Raw genomic sequence first — 19,754 nt, 5'->3', positions numbered from 1 at the left:
TCTCCGCGGGGCCGCTCCGGCGGCCCCGCGATGCAATAGTCCTATCCCGCCGTGCATGCGGGCGATCTCTCAGGGGAGCAATTCATGGTGGCAACGGCAACGGACAATGCGGCGAAGACGGGCGCTCCTCTTTGCGTGGACCTGGACGGAACGCTGATCCGCTCCGATCTCCTGATCGAATCCGCGCTTGCGCTACTAGCACGACACCCACTCGGTATTTTCCCGATGCTTGCCTGGCTTCTTCGGGGTAAGGCTTACCTGAAGAAGCAGATCGCCCTGCGCGTCGACCTCGATCCCTCCGCCCTGCCCTACAACCACGAACTGCTGGAATGGCTGGGCACCCAGCGAGAGCACCGCCACCTGGTGCTCTGCACTGCGTCGGATGTGAAGCTCGCGGCCCCGGTCGCGTCGCATGCCGGGGTGTTCGATGAGGTCATCGCGAGCGACGGCGAGGTCAATCTTTCGGGCTCGAACAAGGCGAAGGCGCTCGTCGATCGCTTTGGCGACAAAGCCTTCGACTACATCGGCAATGCGCCCGTCGATCTGGCGGTCTGGAAGCACGCCCGTGCCGCGCTCGTCGTGGAGAGCGGTAGCGCGCTGTCGAACGCCGCGGCGAAGGTCGCGACTGTGGAGAGGCGCTTCGCGATCCGTCAAGGTGGCTTGCGCACCTGGGCCAAGGCGCTCCGTCTGCATCAGTGGATCAAGAACGTGCTCGTGTTCCTGCCGCTGCTCGCGTCGCATCGTGTGCTCGAGATCGGCGCCGTATTGCCTTCGCTGCTCGCCTTCCTGTGTTTCGGCCTCTGCGCATCGAGCGTCTACATCACGAACGATTTGCTCGACCTGCCGTCGGACCGCCAGCACCATCGCAAGCGCCATCGTCCCTTCGCGGCCGGCACGCTGCCCCTCGTCGCAGGCCCCGTTCTGGCGGTGCTTCTGTTCATCGCCGGTCTCGGACTCGCCTTCTTCGTATCGAAGCAGTTCGTGGCCGTCCTGCTTGGCTATTACCTGCTCACCTCGGCCTATTCGATCCGCCTCAAGCGGGTGATGATGCTGGACGTCGTCGTGCTCGCCACGCTCTACACCACGCGCATCCTCGCCGGCACCGCGGCGCTGCACACCAAGCCGTCGTTCTGGCTGCTCGCCTTCTCGATGTTCATCTTCCTGAGCCTCGCGATGGTCAAGCGGTTCACCGAGCTCCTTACATTGCAGAAGAGCGGCAAGGTCAAGGCGAGCGGACGCGGCTACGACGTCGAGGACATCCCGCTCATCCAGTCGCTTGGCGCCTCCAGCGGCTACCTCGCCGTGCTCGTGCTCGCCCTTTACGTCGACAGCACCGCGAGCATGTCGCTGTACGAGCACCCGCATTACCTCTGGATGCTCTGTCCGCTGTTGCTCTACTGGATCAGCCGTACATGGGCCATCGCGCATCGCGGCGTCATGCACGACGATCCCGTCGTCTTCGCCGTCATGGATCGCACCAGCCAGGTATTGGGCGTGATCGCCGCCATCGTCGTCGCGGCGGCTATCTGATGGCACGCGCCGGCCGTTCATGGGGCCGCTATCCCGTCACGACGGAAACCGTCGTGGCGCTTACGGATCGTCATGCGCCGCTGCCGCGAAGCGACGCGCCTGCGCTTCCGATTGGCAATGCCCGTAGCTATGGAGACAGTTGTCTCAACGACGGCGGCGTGCTGCTGGCGGCGCGCGGCCTCGATCACTTCATGGCGTTCGATCCGGCCACCGGCGTGCTGACCTGCGAAGCGGGTGTGTTGTTTTCGGACATCCTGGACCTTGTCGTGCCGCAGGGCTGGTTCATCCCGGTGACACCGGGCACGCGCTTCGTCACGGTCGGCGGCGCGATCGCCAACGACGTCCATGGCAAGAATCATCATCGGGCCGGCACGTTCGGCCACCACGTCCTGCAATTCGAGCTGCTGCGCACCGACGGCAGCCGGCGCCTGTGCAGCCCGACCGAGAACGCCGAGTGGTTCGCCGCGACAGTCGGCGGTCTGGGTCTGACGGGCGTGATCACCTGGGCAACGATCCAGTTGCGGCGCGTCGCGGGCCCCTGGATGTCGACCGAAAGCCACCGCTTCGAAAATCTCGCTGGCTTCTTCGAACTTTCCCGAACGTCGGACCGCGATTACGAGTACACGGTGTCCTGGATCGACTGCGCAGCGCGTGGCAAGAACCTCGGCCGCGGCCTCTTCAGCCGTGCGAACCACGCTCCGTCGCGCCCCGACCAGCGGCCAATGCCGTCCGGGCGCGCGCTCGGCATGCCCGTGACACCACCGGTCAGTCTGATCAATTCGCTGAGCCTGCGTGCATTCAACCAGCTTTACTACCACCGCCAGCGCCAGCGCGTGGTTCACGCGACCACGCACTATCAGCCGTTTTTCTATCCACTGGACAGTATCGCGAACTGGAATCGCATGTACGGGCCTCGCGGCTTCCTGCAGTACCAATGCGTGGTGCCGCCCGCGGCAGCGGAGACGGCCATGCAGGAGCTGGTCACGACGATCGCCGATGCCGGAGGCGGCTCTTTCCTCGCCGTGCTCAAGGATTTCGGCGAACGACCGTCGCCAGGCATGCTTTCCTTCGCACGGCCAGGCACAACGCTCGCCCTCGATTTTCCGAACCTAGGTGCGGACACATTCGCGCTTCTCGATAGGCTAGATGCCATCGTTTCGGACAAGGGTGGCGCGGTTTACCCGGCCAAGGACGCCCGGATGTCGGCCGCGCACTTCCGGCGGTACTTTCCGACCTACGAGGCTTTTTCGGCCTTCGTCGATCCGGGCATCTCGTCGAGCTTCTGGCGCAGAGTATCCGCATGAGAGCATTCTCGGCACCCGAGCCGACGCTGGCTGGCGCATCGCGTTCAGCGTCACGCTTATCGTGGCTCGCAATTGCACTTTCCGGTCTAATGGTGGTGTGCACCATCGTGGGGATCGCTCGCGCCTACTCGCCTGTCCCTTATTGGGACATGTGGGACGGATACGTCGGCTTTTACCTGCGTACGGCGTCCCAGGGATGGCGGGCATGGATCGAGCCGCACAACGAACATCGCCTCGTACTTTCGCGTCTTTTCTTCTACGCGGACATTGCCTGGCTTGGTGGAAGGGGGCTGCTCCCGCTCTGCGTCAACGTCCTGATAACGGCCGGCATCGCGACTCTCCTTTGCCGCGCGGCGACGACGACGGGCATTTCGCTGGCGGTCGCATCCATGCGCGCCATCTACGCCGTCATAGTCGGCGTCACCTTCTTCTGGTCGCAGCGCGAAAACTTCACCTGGGCCTTCCAGACTCAGTTTTTCCTGGCGCAGCTCCTTCCCCTCCTCGCGTTCTGCCTCGCTGCGCAAGCGACGGGTAGCCCCAGGCGAGTCCTTCTCGCCGGGTGTGCGACAGGGTGTGGCATGCTTGCGCTGGGAGCCATGGCCAACGGCATCCTCGCTCTTCCTATTCTCCTCGTGCTCGGCATGTGCCTGGATTTGGGGCGTCGATGGGTGATCGCCACCGCCGCGATCACCCTCGCAGCCATTCTTCTCGTTCGCTACGCATTCCACGATGCACAGGTTCCGACGCCGGCGTTTTCGGTGCTCGTCGAACGACCGCTCGACGTCGCGCATTTCTTATTCCGATACCTCGGTAGCCCGATTTTTTTTGCATTCAAGAATGCGTCCTGGGCCTCCGGCATCGTCGAGGCCAGCGGAGCGCTTCTTCTGATGGGCGCGCTGTGTTGCCTTCCCGCGGCGTGGCGGGACCGGTCCAGACTGCCGCTTCGCCTGGCCATGCTCGCGACAATTGCCTATGTCGCGGCGAGTGCCCTTGGAACGGCCATCGGGCGTCTGCCTCTCCCGGCCGGCCTTGAAGGCGCGTTTGTCAGCCGGTACACGGGCCTCGCGCTTACGGCATGGCTGGCATTGCTCATCGCCTGGCTGCCTGCGCTGCGGCCAGTGCGCCCGTCCGTCGTGATCGTGGCACTGATCGCGCTCCTCATCGGTCTGATGCCCTGGCAGCTGCGTGCGACGAGGGCGCAGACCAACGTCGTTTACGCACGAGAACTCGCCGCTCTCGCCCTCGCGGCGCAGTTCGACGATCCCGCGGCCATCGCCGCGGTCTATCCGGAACCCGCTGCGGCGACCGCGATGCGTTTCGCTGCCGAGGCCCGACGGGCCGGTGTACCGGCTTTCGGACGCCCCGCGATCGCAAGCGCGCCAGGCTGGCTCGGCCTTAGCGTCACCCATGCCGTCTGTCAGGCGGGTGTCGAGACAGGCGAGGCCCTCTCGTCGACTCCCGCGGACTACCGCATTGCTGGCCATCTTCAACAGCCACTCGACCAGTCTACCGACGTTCCGGCCCTGGTTCTGGACGAGCACGATACAATCGTCGGATGGGTGCTTCTCGGGCCCGAGGCCTCTCGCACACGCGAAAACACCGTCGGACGGAGGCGCTTCAGCGGCTACGTCCGCGACGCGCGACCGGACGTGGCCCGGTCGCACACACCATCCCTGCGCATCTGCCAGACCCCCGCCGGGGCACCTTTCGCGTTTTCGGAGTAAGCCATGCAACGAGTCCTCATCATCGGTGCGACGTCGGCGATCGCCGAAGCCACGGCACGCCTGTATGCCGAACGCGGCGCACGCCTCCATCTCGTTGCCCGCAATCGGCCGAGGTTGGACACGATTGCCGACGACCTGCTCGTTCGCGGCGCGCCCGAAGTCACCCGCGCCAGTCTCGACGTCGGCGACTTCGCCGCGCACGCGGCGGCGCTCGACGACGCGTGGGTCGCGCTCGGCGAGGTCGACGTCGTCCTGATCGCTCATGGCACCCTGCCCGACCAGAAAGCGTGCGAGGCTTCGGTCGAAACCGCGCTGGCCGAGTTCGCGACCAATGGGACCTCGACCATCGCACTGCTGACGCTCATAGCGAATCGCATGCAGGCAGCGCGCCGCGGAAGCATCGCCGTGATCTCATCGGTAGCCGGCGACCGCGGTCGCGCCAGCAATTATCTCTACGGCTCCGCCAAGGCGGCGGTGACGACATTCCTGAGCGGCCTGCGCCAGCGCATGGCTAAGCACGGTGTCGATGTCGTGACCATCAAGCCGGGCTTCGTCGACACACCGATGACGCGCGACTTCAAGAAGGGCGCGCTCTGGGCGAAACCCGAGGACGTCGCCGCCGGTATCGTGAAGGCGATCGACAAGGGCCGTCCCGTCGCCTACCTGCCGTGGTTCTGGTTCGGCATCATGACGGTCATCCGCAGCATCCCCGAATTCCTCTTCAAGCGCCTCAGCCTCTGACCATGGCAGACAAGAACAGCAAGATCGTCATCACCGGCGCCGCCGGCCTCGTCGGGCAGAACCTGATCGTCGAGCTCAAGAGCCAGGGCTTCACGCAGCTCGTGGCCATCGACAAGCATGCCTACAACATGGGCATCCTGCGCGAACTGCATCCGGACGTCGTCGCGATCGAGGCCGATGTGGCCGTTCCCGGCGACTGGGAGAACGCGTTCGCCGGTGCCGCGTGCGTCGTGCAGCTCCATGCACAGATCACCAGCAAGTATCCGGAAGAATTCGTCCGCAACAATATCGAGGCCACGCGCGTGGTGCTCGACGCATTCAAGCGCCACGGCGTGCCCTACATGGTGCATATCAGCTCTTCGGTCGTGGTGTCGGTCGCCAACGACGACTACACCAATACGAAGAAGGCGCAGGAGAAGCTCGTCGTCGAGTCGGGCATTCGGCACACGGTGCTGCGTCCGACGCTGATGTTCGGCTGGTTCGACCCCAAGCATTTCGGCTGGCTTTCGCGTTTCATGGCGAAGACGCCCGTGTTCCCGATTCCCGGCGATGGCCGATACATGCGTCAACCGCTGTACGAGCGCGATTTCTGCCGCTGCATCGCCGACTGCATCATTCGCGAGCGTAACGGAGAGGTGTATGACGTCGTCGGCGATACGCGTATCGACTACGTCGACATCATCCATACGATCAAGAAGGCCAAGGGGCTGAAGACGATCATCCTTCACATTCCTTACGGACTTTTCGGATTCCTGCTGCGCGTCTACGCGATGTTCAGCGGCAAGCCCCCGTTCACGGAAGATCAGCTCAAGGCACTGAGTGCCGGGGACGACTTCAAGGGGGTCGACACCGAAGCCACGTTCGGCGTGAAGCAGACGCCGTTCGCCGAGGCGGTGAGAGAGAGCTATTGCGACCCGCGTTATTCGGCTATCGTGCTGAAGCGCTGATCTACGTAACGGGAAATTCCATATGACGAACCCCAAGCGCATCGCCGTCCTCGGCGCAGGCCCTATGGGCCTGGCCGTTGCCTACCAGCTGGCGAAGGACGGCCATCATCCCGTGGTCTTCGAAGCCGACGATCGCGTTGGCGGCATGACTGCATCGTTCGATTTCTCCGGTCTCAGGATCGAGCGCTATTACCATTTCCATTGCATTTCCGATTCTGGCTTCCTGACGATGCTGGACGAGCTCGGGCTGGCCGATCGCATGCGCTGGACCGAAACAAAGATGGGCTATTGGTTCGGCAAGCGGCTGCAGCCTTGGGGTAACCCAATCGCTTTGCTGAAATTCAAGGGGCTGAGCCTGACCGCGAAAATCCGCTATGGGCTGCACGCCTTCCTTTCCACGAAGCGCAAGGACTGGCGCCCGCTGGACCACGTCGAGGCAACCGGCTGGATCAAACGGTGGGTGGGCGACGAAGCATGGCGTTCCCTCTGGCAGCGCCTGTTCGATTACAAATTCTATGATTACAGCGACAACCTTTCGGCAGCGTGGATCTGGAGCCGCATCCGCCGCATTGGTAACTCACGCTACGACCTCTTCCGCGAAAAGCTCGGCTACCTCGACGGTGGGTCGGACACCCTGCTTCACGGCATGCAGGACTGGATCGCGTCCCATGGCGGCGAGTTCCGGCTTTCGACGCCTGTCACGCGCGTTGTAATCGAACGCGGCGCCGTACAAGGTGTGGAGACCGCGGCAGGCTTCGAGGAGTTCGACAAGGTGGTCAGTACCGTGCCCCTGCCGTTCGTGCCGCGGATCATGCCAGAGCTGCCCCAGGAAATCATCGCGCAGTTCTCGTCGCTGAAAAACGTCGCCGTGGTCTGCGTCATCGCCAAGCTCCGCAAGCCCGTCAGCGAGAACTTCTGGCTGAATACGAATGACGACGACATGGATATTCCCGGGCTTGTCGAATACACGAACCTGCGTCCCCTCGACCACCACGTCGTTTACGTCCCGTTCTACATGCCCGGCGAGCATCCGAAGTACGGCGACGCCGACGAAGTGTTCACGAGCAAGGTGCGCAGCTACCTGAAGACCATAAATCCCGCGCTTACCGACCACGATTTCATCGACATCCGTGCGAATCGATATCGCTACGCGCAACCGATTTGTCCGCCCGGCTACCTGGAGACCATTCCGCCGCGCAAGCTGCCTGTCACTGGCCTGTGGGCCGCCGATACCTCGCACTACTACCCAGAGGACCGCGGCATTTCGGAAAGCATCGATTTCGGTCGCATGCTCGCTCGCGAAGTGGCAGGAACGGCAACCGCGTCGGCCGGGGCAGTTCAATGAGCTGGCGCGACCTGCGCCCAGGTGCGCGCGATCCGGGCGACCTGAGAGGTGTCGTTTACCTTTCAGCGCTTCTCGTGCTCCTCGTGTTCGCGGTTCGCCTGTACTGGGTCGCCCGATACGCCACGTCGGCGCCTTTCTGGGATCAGTGGGATGCCGAGATCGATCGGCTCCTCGTGCCGATCGCGCAGGAGCGTTACACATGGACCTCGCTCTTCGAAGCTCATAACGAGCACCGGATCTTCTTCACCCGGCTGATGACGATGGCATTGTTCGGCCTCAACGGAGGCCAGTTCGATGCCCGTGTCGAGTGTCTGTTCAACCTGCTGCTCTATTGCTTGGCCGTCCTCGTGATGTCGATCGCCCTCTTGAGGCATAGCTACGGCGCAGCACGTCCGGTACTCGCTCTCTTCTTCGCCCTCGTGCTCGCGCTGCCCTTCAGCTGGGAGAACATCGTCGGCGGCTTCCAGAGCCAGTTCTACTTTCTCCTGGGCTTCTCCGTCGCCGCTATCTGGATCGCGTCGACCGCCGAGCTTCGGCTCGCAAAGGTCGGCACGCTGTTCCTGATGGCGCTGTGCGCCATGTTTTCGATGGCTTCTGGCCTGCTCGTTCCAATGACGCTTTGTGCGCTCGCCGTGCTGCGATGGATCGACGGATCCGCGCCGCGCCGCGCCGCGATCATCCTCCTCATCTCGCAGGCGCTTCTGGTCGTGTTCGGCTATCTCATCCTTCCGGAATCCATGGGGGCGTCGTTTCATGCCCGGGATCCCCGCGAATTGCTGAGCGCGCTGAAGATGGTGCTGTCGTGGCCTAAATCGGCCACTTGGCTGCACGTTGCACTTGTCTGGCTGCCTACGTTCTTCCTTGGATTTCGGGCTGCGCGCGACCTGATCGCACGCCGCGCGCTACTTCCCGGACACCGCTTGTTCGCGGGCATCCTCGCATGGGTTCTGCTGCAGGCAGCCGCCATGGCGTACTCGCGCGGCCATGACATGGTCGACATTGCATCGAGGTATCTCGATATCCTGAGCGTGGGGATCTGCGCGAACGTCGCCATCGCACTCACCGCAGCCTTCGGCCTCCAGGGGCGCGGGAGGGTCGCCGCCGTACTTTTGAGCGCGATCTATATGTCTCAGTTCGTCATCGCTCTCGCTCTCGCGACGCCCGGCGCCATGGCGAGCATGGGCGGCAGGCAGGATGGCGGGGCACGTGTCGTGCGCATGCTTCGTGCCTATGTCGCAACGGGCAATCCAGCCAGCCTTGAAGGAAATCCGGGCATGTTTGCATACCCCGATAGCCGACGCATCGCCCGGACACTCGATATGCCGGTCGTCGCGGCGATGATGCCCGCCGACATCCGACGTCCCATCGGTATCGAATGGCTTCGGTGCGACGGGTTCAAGCCGGATGGCACGTACCCCCGGATGCCGCGCATGCCGTACCCCGACAGTCGCGGCTCCTATCACGCGCCGGGCGGCGACTCGGAATCCGGGCAATGCAAGACGGGGCCGTTCTCCGCCAGCACCCCCTATGTCAGCATACGGATTGCTGGTTACTTCGACCCACCACGCCTGGACGTACGCGAGACGTCAGGACGAGGACAGCATTCACTCAGGACGAGTTCCAACCCAGGTGAAACCTGGTCGATGGTCTCGTTCCGAGCGGAACCCGGGATGGCACTGGAAGCGGTCGACACCAACCCCGATGCGTGGATAGCCTTCACCGCGCCAGTGGAGACGGGCCGGCTCAGCGCGCTCTTCAATATGATCGCCTCGAAGCTGATCGGAGCGCTCATTTTCCTGGGTGCTACCCTCTTCGCCGGCCTCGTCGTCCTTTCCGCGCGGAAAACTCCCACATGAGAGTACTCGACAGAGCGCACCGTCATAAGGAGCTCGTGCTCTTCGTTGTATGCGGCGGCGTGGCCGCCGCTGTGAACGTGGGGGCACGCGTGATCTTGAGTCGCTTCGTCGGGTTCGAAACGGCGGTGGTGATCGCTTACGTGGTAGGCATGCTGACCGCGTTCCTGCTGAATCGCGCACTTGTATTCAAGGCACCGGCCCGCTCGCTGAAGCACCAGGCGTCATGGTTCGTCGTCATCAATCTGGTCGCGGCCCTTCAGACCTTGGTGGTCAGCGTGCTCCTCGAACGGTGGCTTTTGCCCTGGGCCGGCTGGACTTGGCAGCCGGAGCTGACCGCGCATATGGTGGGGGTCGTAGTACCGATCGCCACAAGCTACCTCGGCCATAAACACATCACCTTCCAGGCGCGGTAGGCCATCCAGGCTGCCTACCCCGCATGAGCTATCATATAGGGTCGTCAGAACAAGACCAGATAGCCATGGAATCCTTTTCCGCTGCACCCCAGGCGCTCCTGCGGAGCCTGGTAGCCAACCGGCGCCTGATTCGCGCGCTGGCGGTCCGTGAGATCGCCGCCAGATACCGCGGGTCGGCGCTTGGATTCGCTTGGGCCATCGTTCAGCCGGTTTTCATGCTGGGAATCTACGCTTTTGTATTCAGCGAAGTTTTTAAAGCCCGCTGGCCAGGTGGTACGGGAAGCAAGGCTGAATTCGCGCTGGTCCTTTTCGCCGGACTCCTCGTTTTCAACATGTTCTCCGAGGTTTTCAACCGGGCGCCCCAGCTGATTCTAGGTAATGCCAACTACGTCAAGCGTGTGGTGTTCCCGCTCGAGATCCTCCCCTGCGTCAGCGTCATAACCGCCCTGTTCAATCTGGTCGTGAGCCTCGCCGTGTGGATCGTCTTCTACGTCGTCGCCTTCGGGATGCCGCACGCGACGGCACTCCTCGCGCCGATCGTGATCCTGCCGCTCATGATTTTTCTGACGGGTGTGTCCTGGCTCTTCGCCGCGCTGGGTGTCTACCTCAGGGACATCACCCAGATCACGGCGATCATAACGACCGCCATGATGTTCCTCACCCCCATCTTCTTTCCAGTGGATGCGATTCCCGCGCGGTTCCAGCCCATCCTCAATCTGAATCCACTTGCACCGACGGTTCATCAAATCCGCGACGTACTGATGTTCGGGCGAGGTATCGAGCCGATGACATACGCGCTGACCATGCTCGCAGCGATCGCTTCCCTATTCATCGGATTCGCCTTCTTCCAGAAGGTCCGCAAGGGGTTCGCCGATGTCATCTGACCTCGCCATCAAGGTATCTGGACTGGGTAAGTGTTATCACGTCTACGAGAAGCCTGCTCACCGTCTTCTGCAGATGCTATGGCGTGGGCGTCGCAACTATTACAAGGAGTTCTGGGCCGTTGAGGATGTCTCGTTTGAGATTCGCCGCGGGGAAACCGTCGGCATCATCGGCAGGAACGGGGCCGGTAAATCGACGCTGTTGCAGATGATCTGCGGCACGTTGAACCCGACGCGCGGAAGCATCGAAGTCAACGGACGGGTCGCCGCCCTGCTCGAGCTCGGTGCGGGATTCAATCCTGAATTCACCGGCCGCGAGAATGTCTATCTCGCCGCTTCCTTGTATGGACTGACGAAAGAGGACGTCGACGCTCGATTTGATTCAGTCGCTGCGTTCGCGGACATCGGCGAGTTCATCGAGCAGCCGGTCAAGACGTACTCGAGCGGCATGTTCGTTCGCCTCGCCTTCGCCGTCATTACGCACGTCGATGCCGAAATCCTTGTCATCGACGAAGCCCTCAGCGTGGGTGACGCGTACTTCCAGCAGAAGTGCATGCGATTCCTCGGCGAGTTCCAGCGTCGGGGCGGCACCTTGCTCTTTGTCAGTCACGACATGGGCGCGGTCAACGCGCTGTGCGGAAGCGCCATTCTTCTACGCCGGATTGGTAGCCGATATCTTTGCGACGTCGGAACGGCAAAACAGATTTCCACTACCTACCTGCGCGAACTGTATGACGACCGGACCAGTGCCTCGTCGGCCAGCGTGGCGTTCGATGCGCAAGCCCCCGAGTCGGCGCACGGGGACACCTCGTTCACCATCGACGAGAAGCGGCGAGTGTATGAAGTCACCGACATCCACCCCGCCCGATATCACGCATCGCCGTTCCGCGTCGACGCGGAGGGCTTCGGTGCGGGCGGCGGGACGATTACCTCGGCCTTCATCCGCGGCCCTCAGGGGGCCGCGCTGAGTGAATTCACCTCGGACGAGGACGTCGCCCTGGTGATCACCGCCGTGACCGGCAAGGCTATGACGTTCCCGGCCATCGGATTCATGCTGAAGGATCGGAAGGGGCAGTTCGTGCTCACCGAGAGCACCGACAGTTACCTGCGCGACGAGGCAATCACACTCGAACCAGGGCAGAACCTGGAAGCCGAATTCCGGCTGCGGTTTCCCCCGCTGGTCCGCGGTGAGTACACACTCGACGTCGCTTTCGCAGAGGGGCCTGGCGACGACCACGTGCAGCATCACTGGCTTCACGACGTGATGGTCCTCACCGTCATCAACAATAACGTGGTGCATGGCATCGCCGGTGCGCCGTCGCTCAACGTAAAACTGGCCATCGGCTAGTGGGAATGCCTGTTTCGATGGAACTGATCCAAGCTAAGTACGGCACCTTCGAACTCATCGCCGGCGACCGGATCGTGTCCGAGTCGATGCGGTGGTACGGCGAATGGGCCGAGAACGAACTCGACATCCTGCGTCGCTTCATAGGCGATGGTGACGTCGTCGCAGACATCGGCTCGTTCATCGGCACGCATGCCATTGCGTTTGCGCGCCATGTCGGACGGCACGGCGAGGTAATCGCGTTCGAGCCCAGGCCGGAAATCTTCGCCGTGCTCGACCGCAACGTCGAGCGAAACGGGCTAGCGAACGTGCGCAGGCTTAACGTCGGTATTTCCGATACGGCCGGCGTGCTGACCATCGCTTCGCTTTCCGTCGGTGATCACGTGAACCCCGGCGGCTTTTCCTTGACCGCCACCGATGTCGGCGTGGAAGCGAAGCTCGTAACGATCGACAGTCTCGTGCTCGATCGACTGGATCTCATGAAGATCGACGTCGAAGGCATGGAAGCGGAGGTGTTACGGGGCGCGCAGGCGACGATCACGACGCTCCGTCCCGTCGTTTTCGCTGAGTGCAACACCATGGAGGGTGCCAGTGCGGTGCTCTCCGCCTTCGCGCATGACGGCTATACCACTCTTGGCGCGACGTACCCCGCATTCAACAAGCGAAACTATCGCGAGAACGAGTCCAACATCTTTGGCGAGAGCCGGGAGTGCGCGCTGATTTTCGTTCCCAACGAAAAGCTGGGCGACATTCCCCGCAGTGACATGATGGTGATTGACACGCTCGACGATGTCGTGGGTCTTCTCATGAGCAAACCACAGTACCTGCCGGAAGTCCTGCCGCACCTGGCGGGCAAGGCGCCCGTTCGCGAGGGGCAGAACCTCCCGTCGGAAAACAGCCCGGATCCGGCGTCGCCCCTGCACGTGATCGTACCGTTCTACCGAAACGAAGAGCTCGTGACTGCGATCGGCGAGTCGCTACTCCAGGTCCGCGACGAGCTCGCGGCACTCGGCGCGAAACTCTACCTATACAACGACAGTCCCGACTATGCGCCGCTCGCCGAAGCACTTTCCCAGCTGAAGGCACGGTGGAACGGCGACGATCTGGCTGTCGTCACCAACGACGCCAACCTTGGTTTCGTCGGCACCTGCAACCGGGCGTTCAGAACGGCTATCGAGGAGCGTGCCGACGTCATCCTCCTGAACTCCGATACCATCGTCTTCCCGGGCGCGCTTCGTGAAATGGTTTCGGTTGCCGCACTCGATGCCATGATCGGTTTCGTTTCCCCGCGGAGCAACAACGCGACCATCGCCAGCCTGCCCCAGAGTTCGATTGGGCGCGACCGCTCGCCTGACGCCGCCTATGCCGACTTCGTAGCTCTCTCGAGCAAATTGCGACGCTATACGTTCGCGCCCACAGCCATCGGCTTCGCGCTCTGGATTCGGGGGTCAATCATCGCCGAACTGGGCGGGTTCGATACTGTGTATGGGCGGGGCTACAACGAGGAGAACGACCTGATCATGCGCGGCAGCCGCTGCGGGTATCGGGCTGTACTCGCGAATCACGCATTCGTGTGGCACAAGGGCGAAGTGTCACTCGGGCCGACCGCCGACAACCGGACGGATGCGGAATTGACAAATGGGGTAGTGCTACGTGAGCGGTACCCAGAATATGATCGGATGTTGTCGCGCTACTTCTCGTCGGCCGGGTTCCGCGCAGAAGAGCTTCTCGATGAACTGCATCGCCCCGACATCGGAAGCCTGGTGGCTTTCGATTACTCCAATTTTGGTCCGTACCACAACGGTACATTCGAAGCGGGGTTGAAACTGCTAGACGCCGCGACGCGCTTGTGGCCAAGTAGCCTTCGGCTAGGCGTTATGATGTCGCCTGAAGCGTGGACCTTTCATCGTCTCGATCGATTCGCCCGCGTCACGCGCATCGATCCGGATGGCGACACGCGCTGCGCGGCTGTATTTCGCATGGGCCAGCCATTCCACTTCCACGAACTCAGCCGGCTTTATCTACGCTCGGCGGTGGTCGGAATTTTCATGCTCGACACGATTTCGGCGGACTGTGGTTATCTTTCGCTCGACTTCGACGAGGCGGTATGGCGCACGGTGTTCGAAGACTCGGACATCGTTTTTACCAACTCGATCTTTACCCGTGATCGAATCTTGCGTCGTTTCCGGATCGGTGCGGACGTCGATTTCCGGATCTCCCGGCACTCCCTGCTGCCGTCCGACTTCGCCCCGCCCCTGCTGCCTGGACAGGGCAAGTCCGAACACGTTTTTGTCGTAGGGAACCACTTCGCTCATAAATTCGTCGAGCCGACCGTCAACGCCATCGCCGAGGCGCTTCCGGATCTTCCCATCGTCGCCGTCGGCTACCCCACGAACCTGCAGCCGCCGAAATCGGTGAAGGCATACGCGGCAGGCCGTATCGACGACGCGACCTTCGAACGATTTTACGCAGATGCCAGTGCCGTCGTGTTTCCCAGCCACTACGAGGGCTTTGGCTTCCCCATGTTCCATGCGCTTGCGCGCGAGAAGATCGTGTTTGCGAGAGATACGAAGCTGAACCGCGAGCTCGCACAGCTCGTTGCCGCAGGGAAAAACATCCATCTTTACAAGACGACGACAGACCTTATCGAACGACTCAAGAGCATCCCTGTCTGGAACGCCGCGGAACAGGTGGTGGATGTCCACGACTGGCAGGTATCGGCGATGGAGATCTGGCACGGCCTCGAGGCAGCGATGTGGCGCACGACCGCCGCACGCATCGAGGGCCGCATCGAGCGCATGAAGCTTGCTACCTCGAATGGCGTGCCCGCCCCTGCGGGCGGCATCGGCCTTCACATCGCGCTTCGCATCGCGCCACTCATAGAACGGGCCCTGCGCGTACCTGGCGTACTGCGCACCCTGAAGATTGCACGCTCCGTGCGCCGTGGTCTGCGCAACAAGCTCAAGTAGCTTGTTGCACAGTCGCCTCGGATCAGCGCGGCTTGTACTGTAGAGCGACGTTCTCGAGAAGGTGCCAGGACAGCCATGCCATCAGGAGCACGCTCGGTATGGCCAGGAGCAGGTGCTCGTAGAAGCCCCAGCCGGGCGTCGCCCAGATAACGGTCTGCTGAATCGGGAAGGCGTAGATGTAGACGCCGTAGGATAGATCGCCGAAGCGGCCGAACCGATGAATCACAGGGAAGGACGACGTACCAAATGCCACGACGAGGTACGGCACAAAGATGAAGGCGGCAATCAGCGGATGGTCGGCTAAATAGGCCACCGCGCCCACACCGATTACGATCGCCGCGGCGATCAGCTTCGCGCGAGGGCGATCCCACACATCCTTGAAATAGTACAGACAGCTTCCCGCGAAGAAGAACGTCGCGTACTCGACCTCGAACAGATGCGTATGGTCTGCAAGGAACACCGCTTCCGCGCCATGGATGCCGTAGTACCAGACTGCCGTCGCAGCAAGAAGGGCAAGAAGTGCCCAGCGATATCGCAGGATGCCCAGAATGCCGAGTACGGCAAGATAGACGTAGCAGCGCAGTTCGATCGGAATCGTCCAGAGCACGCCGTTCGGAATGTACGCCAGCGGACTGTGCGGGAACACCCCGGGGAGAAAGGGCTGGATCGAGAAGTAAAGGCTTCGGAAGTAAGAGTGCGTCGTCGGATCGGAAAAGTACGCCGACAGCGGTATTTCGGTGACCAGCGGGCCGAGGACCAGAGCGCAGAGCAACACGGTGCACGCGAGGCCAGGCCATATCCTGAGTAGGCGCCGGATGGCGTATCGCCTTAGATTGGGATCTCGCTGCCAGCTCCCGGTGATGAGGTACCCGCTCACCGCGAAGAAGACCATCACGGCGAACCCGCCTAGCGTCTGGTAGCGGAGCACCAGTGGCTCGGGAAGGGCATGCAGCGCGAACTGGTGACTGAAGAGCACGGAAAGTGCCGCTGCAAGCCTTATAAAATCGAAGTTATTGCTTCGATGGGTGTTTGTCAGATGGGCCATGGCCTGCTTGTCAGAAGGGATGCTTGCAACCGCGCCGTCTGGATGGCCTTGCGCGGTGGGACGATAGCGCGAAGTACCCGAATCGAGAGGCAAACCCCGACCCCGGCTTCGATTCTGGTTACGCCAATTGCGTCGACTTAGACGTCGAGTTCCCCTCTTTTGCGGCGCGCCGATGAGACCCGCACGTTAAACGTCGGGGCCTGACATCATCCGTTCCATCAGGCCCGCCCCCCACTCTTTCACGATCAGATTATACGGGGGTAGCCAGCGAACGTTTGCTTAGTCTGTTCCGGAAATGCTTCATGCAAGGCACCTGCCACGGTGCCGCGATCGGAGACGGTGACATGGGTCGGCCCGACCCCGAAGTACGCCTGCACACTTGCCGAGGGATCTTTCGCATCGAACGGGATTTCACCCCTGAATCCGAGCAAGCGAACGTCGGCGGTCCCGCCGTCGCGACCGATCGATACGATGACTTCCGATTCATCACTTCCGGGGGCTGCTACGGACGCGCCGCTCATGACCAGTGAATAGCCAAACTGCCTGCCGGCACTTTTTACGATGTGCGCAATGGCATCCTTATGGGCGGACTGCAGGATGCCCGAATGCACAAACGCCTCAACCTGACTGCGAAACTGCGGATATCGGAGATCGATGATCGCCTCGTTCGCCGGAACCGTGGTCGCGTTCGGCGAAACGATGCCTGCGTCGAGGTTCGAGCCGCGCCCGTGATGGAATACGAAGCTACCTGGCGCCAGCGCGATGCGATAGCCAGCCTGCAGACTTCTCAGACTCCAGTCGGTCTCTTCGCAATATCCGCGACCAAAACACGGATCCATGATGCCGACCTGCCGCACGACGTCCGTCGGGATCAGGATGCAGAACGAGATCCCGGCAGGAATGTCCATGGCAGCATCGCCGAAATGGCCGTTCAGCGTCGCATGCAACCAATCGACGACATCCTGCGAATGAAGGTGCTTATTCGGATCAAGGTTCGGGAGCGAATATAGCGACACGTTGTTCGACCATGCCGTCACCGAACCAACTTTCGGCTGCCGTGCGACAGGAAGCATCGCGGACATCAGCGTCTTGGGATAGATCACATCCGAGTTGCTGATCACGACGTAGTCGTAGCCGCGTTTCACGGCCGTCAGCATGCCCAGACTGACATTGCGCGGAATACCGAGGTTTCGCGGCGTCCGGTAGTACATGACTCCACGCTCCTTGCAGAACGCGGCGAGTTCCTCGCTCCAGCCAGGCTCCGGACTGGCATCGTCCAGAATCAGGATGTCGATGTCTGCATCGGTCTGGTCCAGCCGCAACGCACTCTCGATGGCGGCTGGCACGAATGCACGACCGTTATAGACAGTGATGCAGTGGAGTATGCGTGGGCGCGACGTCATGCGATGACCTTGTGCAGCTTGCCGCTAAAGATCGAGGCGACGCGGACGATACGCGACGCGCGAACCTGCGCGACAACGTTGCGCAGGTGCTCAAGCTCTGCCACTTCCGGGCCGGCGAGCTTCGCATTTATGTCGGTAGCACCGGCGACCTGCGCGCGTGCGAGCTCTGTCCGCGCCTCGAGAAGCTCCCGGCTGAGAGAAGTCAGACGAGCGGTGAGGTCCATGACTCGGGCATTGGCGACTTCGAAGTCGATGAGGGCCTGTTCGAGTGAGATGTCGTCGAGATTGGTTGTATTCATGATAAACGTGTCGTCCATTGAAAGAATCAGGCCCGGGGCGCGCGCGACAGCGATGCTCGGTACCCGTCCACGAGACCGGCAGCCGTTTCATCCCATGTCAGCGAAGCGCCATTACGAAGAATGCCTGCGATATTGGCTTGTGCGATAGCAGGGTCCGTCAGAAGCCGTTCTGTAAAATCGGCAAGGGCCTCGACCGACCAGTCGCGCGGCAGCCCTTCGTCGTCGATCAGCTCCCTAAGCGGACCGAAGCTGACATGTGCGGTCGGCGTACCCATGGCGGCGGCTTCGAACGGAACGAGGCCGAAACCTTCCGCCGAGGTCGGGTAGAGAACCACCGAGGCATGGCGGAGAAGCCACGTGCGTACGCCGCTGCTCACGTCGGGCATCGTCACGAGAAGGTCATCGCCTTCGCGGCGGGCAACGGCTTCTTCGAAACGCGACGAACCCTTCGCAACCACGGCACCGGCCATGACGAGCGTCAGATCGTGGCCGCGGGCCCGCAGGGCCTGCCAGGCGCGGATCGCCAGATCGCGGTTCTTATGGGCGTAGCTCGCACCGAGTACCAGCAGGAACGGACTCGCGACCAGTCCTCTCTCGACGAGCGCGGGTGGCGTCTCTTCCACCGTCAGATCGTCGAGGTGGTTGCTACCGTTCTTCACCGTGAAAATCTGCTCTGCCGCGACGTTGAATCGCTCTTCCACGATGGACGCGCGAGTGTCGTCCGAAATGGCAACGATTCCGTCCGACTGCGCACAAGCGTCTGCGATGTTCTTCCGATAAGCCAGCCACGCCTCGCCACTGGGATGATACGAGCCGATGCGATAAGCGATCAGATCCTGCAGCGTGACCACGATCCTCTTGGCGAGCGCCCGCCAACGAGCCCATGGAATCGGCCTGTCCGGCTGAAACGGACGATGCAGGATATCCGCGTGACCCGCGCCGGCGAACATCAGGTCGCGCGCATCGTGCAGCCGTATCTTTGCGTACCCGATCAGATCGTGCGCGTATGACGGCAACGTGCCATTCGGTACCGCGATGCCGATCGAGGCGACATCCGGACGCTTTGCGAGGGCGCGGACCAGTTCGAGTGTCTGAACCTGGGTACCCATCTCCATCGGCCCGAGGCACGATCCGTCGATCAGGATCCGAAGTCCAGACAGTTTGCTGCGGGCGACGTCCATTGCCAGGGCCAACGGCGCATCGCTGCCATTGCGCTGATAGTCGTAGACCGCAGGAAACGACGAGTCGCGTTCGTGAAGCCGATGCCGGACACCAGGATCCTCCGGACCATCCGTCGCCGGAAAACCCTCGTACCACTGCGCCGTCAGGTAAGTGCCGGCATCGAGCCGGTGCTGAAAGCCGCGTCGCGAGGCACGCAGCGCGAACTCCGCGAGCGACTCGCGCGGATTGGCATCGAGGGACGCGTCGAAGCCACCAACCGTCGTCAGTACCGCGCGATTCACCAGGATGGCCGCCCCCGACGGAAGGGGGATCGGAACGGCGCCGTCGTCCGGGCCGGCTTCACGCAACACACGCGTGGCGCTGGTCTCGTCATGCCCGCCGATACCGTAGGGGGTGGGCGAGTTGCGATGGGGGAAGCTCAGGTAGCCTGCGGCATTCGAAAGGAATGAACAGGTGGCGATGCGCGGATCCTCACGCAGCCACTCGCGGGCTCTGCTCAGCAATTGCGCCGGGACCGCGATGGGCGACGTCACAATGAGCACAGCTTCGAGCTCGGGATACTCGTTGAGCATCGCCGTCAGCCCGGCCGACAGGGTCCACTCCGGCGCGACCTGAATCGACGCAGCCGGACCGCCCAGCACGTTCTGCAGAGTAAGGTGATCGAGCGCACATACGCGAATCGCCGCGCAGTCGGCGGCGTCGAGCGCTGCAAGCGTGCGCAACGAGTCCACCCAGTCACGAGGATTCTCGTTGACGATCGCGAGCACGCC

15 protein-coding genes are annotated in these 19,754 nt (G+C 62.2%); 11 read left to right on the top strand and 4 right to left on the bottom strand.

The genetic code is table 11. The features are described from left to right. Nucleotides 1-84: 84 nt before the first annotated feature. The 11 genes from BMW54_RS13575 (at nucleotide 85) to BMW54_RS13525 (ending at nucleotide 15,055) form a co-directional block, all read left to right on the top strand. On the top strand, nucleotides 85-1,530 hold the full coding sequence (locus tag BMW54_RS13575; protein WP_090056868.1) for a UbiA family prenyltransferase: 1,446 nt from the start codon (nucleotides 85-87) through the stop codon (nucleotides 1,528-1,530). After that, on the top strand, nucleotides 1,530-2,834 hold the full coding sequence (locus BMW54_RS13570; RefSeq protein ID WP_090056866.1) for an FAD-binding oxidoreductase: 1,305 nt from the start codon (nucleotides 1,530-1,532) through the stop codon (nucleotides 2,832-2,834). The genes BMW54_RS13575 and BMW54_RS13570 overlap by 1 nt, the downstream gene beginning before the upstream one ends. After that, on the top strand, nucleotides 2,831-4,558 hold the full coding sequence (locus BMW54_RS13565) for a hypothetical protein (RefSeq protein ID WP_139206107.1): 1,728 nt from the start codon (nucleotides 2,831-2,833) through the stop codon (nucleotides 4,556-4,558). The genes BMW54_RS13570 and BMW54_RS13565 overlap by 4 nt, the downstream gene beginning before the upstream one ends. Before the next feature lie 3 nt (nucleotides 4,559-4,561). Continuing rightward, the gene (locus BMW54_RS13560) at nucleotides 4,562-5,299 is read left to right on the top strand and encodes an SDR family oxidoreductase (RefSeq protein ID WP_090056861.1); all 738 of its coding nucleotides are present in this window, start codon (nucleotides 4,562-4,564) and stop codon (nucleotides 5,297-5,299) included. Nucleotides 5,300-5,301: 2 nt separating this feature from the next. After that, a complete protein-coding gene (locus BMW54_RS13555) occupies nucleotides 5,302-6,246 on the top strand; it encodes an NAD-dependent epimerase/dehydratase family protein (RefSeq protein WP_090056858.1) in 945 nt (314 codons plus the stop codon). 22 nt (nucleotides 6,247-6,268) lie between these two features. Next, nucleotides 6,269-7,591: an NAD(P)/FAD-dependent oxidoreductase gene (locus BMW54_RS13550; protein WP_090056856.1), complete on the top strand. Its 1,323-nt coding sequence runs from the start codon at nucleotides 6,269-6,271 to the stop codon at nucleotides 7,589-7,591. After that, nucleotides 7,588-9,447, top strand: a complete 1,860-nt coding sequence (locus BMW54_RS13545; protein ID WP_090056853.1) for a hypothetical protein — start codon at nucleotides 7,588-7,590, stop codon at nucleotides 9,445-9,447. The genes BMW54_RS13550 and BMW54_RS13545 overlap by 4 nt, the downstream gene beginning before the upstream one ends. After that, entirely contained in the window at nucleotides 9,444-9,860 is a 417-nt protein-coding gene (locus BMW54_RS13540; RefSeq protein ID WP_090056852.1) for a GtrA family protein, read from the top strand. Before BMW54_RS13545 ends, BMW54_RS13540 begins: the two co-directional genes overlap by 4 nt. A gap of 65 nt (nucleotides 9,861-9,925) precedes the next feature. Then, a complete protein-coding gene (locus tag BMW54_RS13535) occupies nucleotides 9,926-10,744 on the top strand; it encodes an ABC transporter permease (RefSeq protein ID WP_090057120.1) in 819 nt (272 codons plus the stop codon). Further along, nucleotides 10,734-12,089 (top strand): ABC transporter ATP-binding protein, encoded by a 1,356-nt coding sequence (locus BMW54_RS13530; protein WP_090056849.1) that lies wholly within the window; start codon nucleotides 10,734-10,736, stop codon nucleotides 12,087-12,089. The genes BMW54_RS13535 and BMW54_RS13530 overlap by 11 nt, the downstream gene beginning before the upstream one ends. A gap of 17 nt (nucleotides 12,090-12,106) precedes the next feature. Further along, nucleotides 12,107-15,055: an FkbM family methyltransferase gene (locus BMW54_RS13525; protein WP_175472870.1), complete on the top strand. Its 2,949-nt coding sequence runs from the start codon at nucleotides 12,107-12,109 to the stop codon at nucleotides 15,053-15,055. Between the two features lie 22 nt (nucleotides 15,056-15,077). Here BMW54_RS13525 and BMW54_RS13520 read toward each other — a convergent pair whose 3' ends face one another. From BMW54_RS13520 to BMW54_RS18835, 4 genes are all read right to left on the bottom strand, one after another. Then, nucleotides 15,078-16,100, bottom strand: a complete 1,023-nt coding sequence (locus BMW54_RS13520) for an acyltransferase family protein (protein ID WP_090056844.1) — start codon at nucleotides 16,098-16,100, stop codon at nucleotides 15,078-15,080. Between the two features lie 245 nt (nucleotides 16,101-16,345). Then, nucleotides 16,346-17,503, bottom strand: coding sequence for a glycosyltransferase family 2 protein (locus BMW54_RS13515; protein ID WP_090056843.1), 1,158 nt, complete (start codon nucleotides 17,501-17,503; stop codon nucleotides 16,346-16,348). Next, on the bottom strand, nucleotides 17,500-17,820 hold the full coding sequence (locus BMW54_RS13510; RefSeq protein ID WP_254779341.1) for a hypothetical protein: 321 nt from the start codon (nucleotides 17,818-17,820) through the stop codon (nucleotides 17,500-17,502). The genes BMW54_RS13515 and BMW54_RS13510 overlap by 4 nt, the downstream gene beginning before the upstream one ends. Before the next feature lie 8 nt (nucleotides 17,821-17,828). Then, the gene (locus BMW54_RS18835; RefSeq protein WP_254779338.1) at nucleotides 17,829-19,751 is read right to left on the bottom strand and encodes a glycosyltransferase family 4 protein; all 1,923 of its coding nucleotides are present in this window, start codon (nucleotides 19,749-19,751) and stop codon (nucleotides 17,829-17,831) included. Between the last annotated feature and the right edge of the window lie 3 nt (nucleotides 19,752-19,754).

The organism is Luteibacter sp. 329MFSha, from assembly GCF_900111665.1.
In the GTDB taxonomy this organism is placed as follows: domain Bacteria; phylum Pseudomonadota; class Gammaproteobacteria; order Xanthomonadales; family Rhodanobacteraceae; genus Luteibacter.
The sequence above is the reverse complement of the archived record's forward strand: the minus strand, read 5'-3'. Positions and strand labels throughout refer to the sequence as shown.

What these genes read in the sequence shown, in the direction of transcription:
- BMW54_RS13575 (WP_090056868.1), top strand. Translation starts at nt 85, where the DNA reads ATGGTGGCAACGGCAACGGACAATGCGGCGAAGACGGGCGCTCCTCTT.
- BMW54_RS13525 (WP_175472870.1), top strand. Translation starts at nt 12,107, where the DNA reads ATGGAACTGATCCAAGCTAAGTACGGCACCTTCGAACTCATCGCCGGC.
- BMW54_RS13510 (WP_254779341.1), bottom strand. Translation starts at nt 17,820, where the DNA reads ATGGACGACACGTTTATCATGAATACAACCAATCTCGACGACATCTCA.
- BMW54_RS13550 (WP_090056856.1), top strand. Translation starts at nt 6,269, where the DNA reads ATGACGAACCCCAAGCGCATCGCCGTCCTCGGCGCAGGCCCTATGGGC.
- BMW54_RS13515 (WP_090056843.1), bottom strand. Translation starts at nt 17,503, where the DNA reads ATGACGTCGCGCCCACGCATACTCCACTGCATCACTGTCTATAACGGT.
- BMW54_RS13530 (WP_090056849.1), top strand. Translation starts at nt 10,734, where the DNA reads ATGTCATCTGACCTCGCCATCAAGGTATCTGGACTGGGTAAGTGTTAT.
- BMW54_RS13570 (WP_090056866.1), top strand. Translation starts at nt 1,530, where the DNA reads ATGGCACGCGCCGGCCGTTCATGGGGCCGCTATCCCGTCACGACGGAA.
- BMW54_RS13535 (WP_090057120.1), top strand. Translation starts at nt 9,926, where the DNA reads ATGGAATCCTTTTCCGCTGCACCCCAGGCGCTCCTGCGGAGCCTGGTA.
- BMW54_RS13555 (WP_090056858.1), top strand. Translation starts at nt 5,302, where the DNA reads ATGGCAGACAAGAACAGCAAGATCGTCATCACCGGCGCCGCCGGCCTC.
- BMW54_RS13545 (WP_090056853.1), top strand. Translation starts at nt 7,588, where the DNA reads ATGAGCTGGCGCGACCTGCGCCCAGGTGCGCGCGATCCGGGCGACCTG.
- BMW54_RS13560 (WP_090056861.1), top strand. Translation starts at nt 4,562, where the DNA reads ATGCAACGAGTCCTCATCATCGGTGCGACGTCGGCGATCGCCGAAGCC.
- BMW54_RS13520 (WP_090056844.1), bottom strand. Translation starts at nt 16,100, where the DNA reads ATGGCCCATCTGACAAACACCCATCGAAGCAATAACTTCGATTTTATA.
- BMW54_RS13540 (WP_090056852.1), top strand. Translation starts at nt 9,444, where the DNA reads ATGAGAGTACTCGACAGAGCGCACCGTCATAAGGAGCTCGTGCTCTTC.
- BMW54_RS13565 (WP_139206107.1), top strand. Translation starts at nt 2,831, where the DNA reads ATGAGAGCATTCTCGGCACCCGAGCCGACGCTGGCTGGCGCATCGCGT.